General features: G+C 61.4%; 2 protein-coding genes. Both read left to right on the top strand.

Going from position 1 to position 4,582, the window contains the following annotated elements; genetic code table 11:
• Positions 1–612: phosphopantetheine-binding protein (locus ALO64_RS26900; RefSeq protein WP_408002914.1), on the top strand; the 612-nt coding region annotated here is incomplete at its 5' end.
• Positions 603–4,523 carry an amino acid adenylation domain-containing protein gene (locus ALO64_RS17490; protein WP_408002915.1) on the top strand — a complete coding sequence of 1,307 codons (3,921 nt, stop codon included), beginning with the start codon at positions 603–605 and terminating at the stop codon, positions 4,521–4,523. The genes ALO64_RS26900 and ALO64_RS17490, both read left to right, overlap by 10 nt.
• The last annotated feature ends 59 nt before the right edge of the window (positions 4,524–4,582 follow it).

Below are 4,582 nucleotides of genomic sequence, written 5' to 3'. Positions count from 1 at the left end.
GTGATCGTGCTGGCCGTGGATGGGCAATTGGCCGCGTATCTAGTGCCAGCCCAGCCTGATCACGATCAGCAAAGCCTGCGCGAAGCGCTGAAAACCGAACTCCGCGCGCACCTGCCGGATTACATGGTGCCGACGCATTTCATCGTCCTCGACAAGATGCCGCTGACCGCCAACGGCAAGCTGGGCCGCAAGGCGCTGCCTGCGCCGGATGCCAGCCAGTTGCAGGCGATCTACATTGCGCCGCAAGGCGAGCTTGAGCAGCAACTGGCGGCGATCTGGGCCGATGTGCTGAAAGTCGAGCAGGTCGGGCGTAGCGACAACTTTTTTGAGCTGGGCGGGCATTCGTTACTGGCCACTCAGGTGATCTCGCGCATCCGTCAGCAACTGGACGTCGAACTGTCGTTGCGCGACCTTTTTGAGGCACGTGATCTGGCAGCCTTCGCCCAGGCTGCGGGCAACGGGCAGGGCAATGCTGCGCCACGCTTTATCAAGGCCGACCGCAGCCAGCCGCTGGGCTTGTCTTACGCGCAGCAGCGCCAGTGGTTTCTCTGGCAGCTTGATCCAGAAAGCACTGCTTACACTATTCCTGCGGCCCTGCGGCCCTGCGTCTGAGCGGCTCGCTGGACATTGCCGCGCTGGAGCACAGTTTCAGCGCATTGATTGCCCGCCACGAAACCCTGCGCACTACCTTCCGCCAGCAGGGCGAACAGGCTGTGCAGATCATCCATGCGCCGCGTGCCTTGACCCTGATGGTCGAGTCCGTGCCTGCCGGTCAAACCCTTGAAGCCTGCGTGCAGCAGGAAATGCAGCGCCCGTTCGATCTGGAACAGGGTTCGCTGCTGCGCGTCCGCTTGCTGAATCTTGCTGCTGACGAACACGTGCTGATCCTGACCCAGCACCACATCGTTTCCGATGGCTGGTCGATGCCGATCATGGTCGATGAACTGGTGCGCCTGTACGAAGGCTACAGCCAGGGCCGTGAGGTGGTGTTGACCGCGCTGGACATGCAATACGCCGACTACGCGCTGTGGCAGCGCAACTGGATGGACGCCGGAGAACAGGCGCGGCAGCTGGATTACTGGAAGCAGCAACTGGGCGAACAGCAGCCGATTCTGGAATTGCCCGCCGATCATCCGCGCCCGGTCGTGCAAAGCCACGCCGGTGCGCGGCTGGCGTTCGAGCTGGCACCAGGGTTGATCGACGACTTGAAACAGGTCGCGCGGCAACAGGGCGTCACACTGTTCATGCTGTTGCTGGCATCGTTCCAGACCTTGCTGCATCGCCACAGCGGCCAGCCGGACATTCGTGTCGGCGTGCCGATTGCCAACCGCACCCGCGCGGAAACCGAAGGCCTGATAGGTTTCTTCGTCAACACCCAGGTGCTGCGCGCCGAATTCGACCTGCACACCACGTTCAGCGAGCTGCTGCAGCAGGTCAAACATGCGGCCCTGCAAGCTCAAGCGCATCAGGAACTGCCGTTCGAACAGCTGGTCGAGGCCTTGCAACCTCAACGCAGCCTCAGCCACAGCCCGCTGTTCCAGGTGATGTTCAACCACCAGAGCCAGGCCAGCGCCGAGGTGCACGCACTGCCCGGTTTGCAGGTCGAAGCGCTGACGTCCGAGAGCTATCCGGCGCAGTTCGACCTGACCCTCAACACCGCCGAACACGATGGCGGTTTGAGCGCGGGCCTGACCTATGCCACCGCGCTGTTCGAGCGCAGCACCATCGAGCGCATGGCCGGGCACTGGCTCGCGCTGTTGCAGGCCATTTGCGCCAATGCGGGTCAGCGCATCGCTGAAGTGCCGATGCTTGACGCTGCCGAACAGCAGCAGATTGTTCGCGACTGGAACGCCACAGCTGCCGATTTCCCTGGCGAGCACTGTCTACACAGCCTGATCGAGGCGCAGGTGCTGGCCACGCCAGACGCTCCGGCGCTGATTTTTGCGGCTGAACAACTGAGCTATGCGCAACTTAACGCCCGCGCCAACCAGCTTGCCCACCGCTTGCGTGAAGCGGGTGTCGGTCCGGACGTGCTGGTGGGGATTTGTGTCGAGCGCAGCGTGGATATGGTCATTGGTCTGCTGGCGATCATCAAGGCCGGTGGCGCTTACGTGCCGTTGGACCCAGATTACCCCGAGGACCGTCTGGCTTACATGATGCAGGACAGCGGTGTCGGTTTGCTGTTGACCCAGAGTGCGCTGCTACAGCGCCTGCCGGTTCAAGTACAAAGTCTGTGCCTGGATCAGGACGGCGACGGGCTGGCCGGATACAGCACTGCGAACCCGATCAACCTCAGCCATCCGCTGAATCTTGCGTATGTGATTTACACCTCCGGATCGACCGGCAAGCCCAAGGGCGCGGGTAATAGCCATCGCGCCCTGGTCAACCGTTTGCACTGGATGCAGAAGGCTTACGCGCTGGATGGCAGCGATACGGTATTGCAGAAAACCCCGTTCAGCTTCGACGTGTCGGTGTGGGAATTCTTCTGGCCGCTCATGACCGGTGCACGTTTAGCCGTGGCGTTGCCGGGCGATCATCGCGATCCGGAGCGGCTAGTGCAGACCATCCGCGAACATCAGGTCACGACGCTGCACTTTGTCCCGTCGATGCTCCAGGCGTTTCTCACCCATCCTCAGGTGGAAAGCTGTAACAGCTTGCGTCGTGTGGTGTGCAGCGGCGAAGCACTGCCTGCCGAACTCGCCGGTCAGGTGCTCAAGCGTCTCCCGCAGGCGGGTTTGTTCAACCTGTACGGCCCGACCGAAGCGGCTATCGACGTCACCCACTGGACCTGCACCCCGGACGACGTGCTCAGCGTGCCGATTGGTCGACCTATCGTTAACCTGAAAACCCATATCCTCGACGACGGATTGCTGCCTGCCGCGCAGGGCGTTGCGGCAGAGCTGTACCTGGGCGGTGTGGGTCTGGCGCGGGGTTATCACAACCGTGCGGCGCTGACGGCTGAACGCTTTGTGCCGGACCCGTTCGACGAGCAGGGCGGGCGTCTTTACCGGACCGGGGATCTGGCGCGTTATCGCGATGAAGGCGTTATCGAATACGCCGGGCGTATCGACCATCAAGTGAAAATTCGCGGGCTGCGTATCGAGCTGGGCGAGATCGAAGCGCGTCTGCATGAGCATGCTGGTGTGCGAGAAGCCAATGTAATCGATATTGACGGGCCTTCCGGCAAGCAGCTGGTGGCGTATCTGGTGCGCACTGATGCTGGTCTGGATTCGGACGCTCTGCGCGAAACCCTGAAAACGCACCTTAAGGCTCACGTGCCGGATTACATGGTGCCGACATACTTTGTCTTCATTGATGTGATGCCGCTGACCGCCAACGGTAAGCTGGATCGCCGGGCACTGCCCAAACCGGACGTGGCTCGTTCACAGCAAGGCCACGTCGCGCCACGTACGGAATTCGAGCTACGTCTTGCCGCGTTGTGGGAGCAGGTGCTGCAGGTCGAACGGGTAGGGCTCAACGACAACTTCTTCGCCCTGGGCGGCCACTCGCTGCTGGCGGTTTCGCTGGCAGGCAGGATTCGCGAGACGTTTGATGTCTCCATCAAACTGCATGATTTTCTGTTGATGCAGACCTTGGGTGAGCTGGCCGATTTCATGCGCGCTGACGAAACCAGAGTCAAATCGGCGGTCATCGTCATGAACGCCAATCGATCGGACAATACGCCGTTGTTCTGCCTGCCACCGGGCGGTGGCGGCACCTACTCGTATTACCCGCTCGCTGGCCAATTGAGCGACAGCCGACCGGTTTACGGGCTGGTCAACAAGGCTTACGTGGTGCCGGGCTGGTTTGATACGTCGTGGCAGGAAATGGTCGATTACTACGTCGAGCAAATCCGTATGACTCAACCGCACGGGCCTTACAACCTGCTGGGCTGGTCGATGGGCGGTGCGTTGGCCATCGAGGTGGCGCATGTACTTGAGCGTGAGGGCGACACGGTGAGCTTTCTCGGGCTGGTGGACACCCAGTTGCCTGCCTCGGTGGGGATGGAGTGGGTCGAAGAAGCGCCGGAAGTCACCACGCAAAAACAGGGCGAAAACTACTACCGCAGCCTGATCAAAAGCTTGCAGGCGTTTGTGCCGGGCTTGCAGGAAGCGTCGATTGTGGGGCTTATCGAAACCGCCCGGCAGTCGCTGTCCAGCGAGGGCGAGGTGATTGACTGGGTGGTCGACCATGTCGCGCTGGAGGCCGGCATGAACGCCGACAACCTGCGCAGCATATTCCAGGACATCGCCGTGCAGGACGAGATCGAAACCGGTTACAAACTACTGGAAGCCAACGCACAACTGAGCCAGGCATTTACCCTGAAAACGCTTAACGTACAGGCCGATTGCTGGTGGGCCGGGCAGAGCCGTGCGCCAGAGCAGATTGCCCGGGCTGAAGCGGTGCTGCTTGAACAGTGCTCGGTCAACGGGCTGCGCAGCTCGACAACGGTTGATCAGCGGCATGACAACGTGGTGCTTGCCGAGGCGTTTCTGCACGGGCTTGCCGAGCGGCTTGTGTGACGCAGAGCGTCACGAACGGCATTCCCACGCGGAGCGTGCGGAACGATAATCTCGACTAT

This window comes from Pseudomonas meliae (assembly GCF_001400515.1).
GTDB lineage: Bacteria > Pseudomonadota > Gammaproteobacteria > Pseudomonadales > Pseudomonadaceae > Aquipseudomonas > Aquipseudomonas amygdali.
Note: the sequence above shows the minus strand (reverse complement) of the source record. Positions and strands in the feature narration are given on the sequence as shown.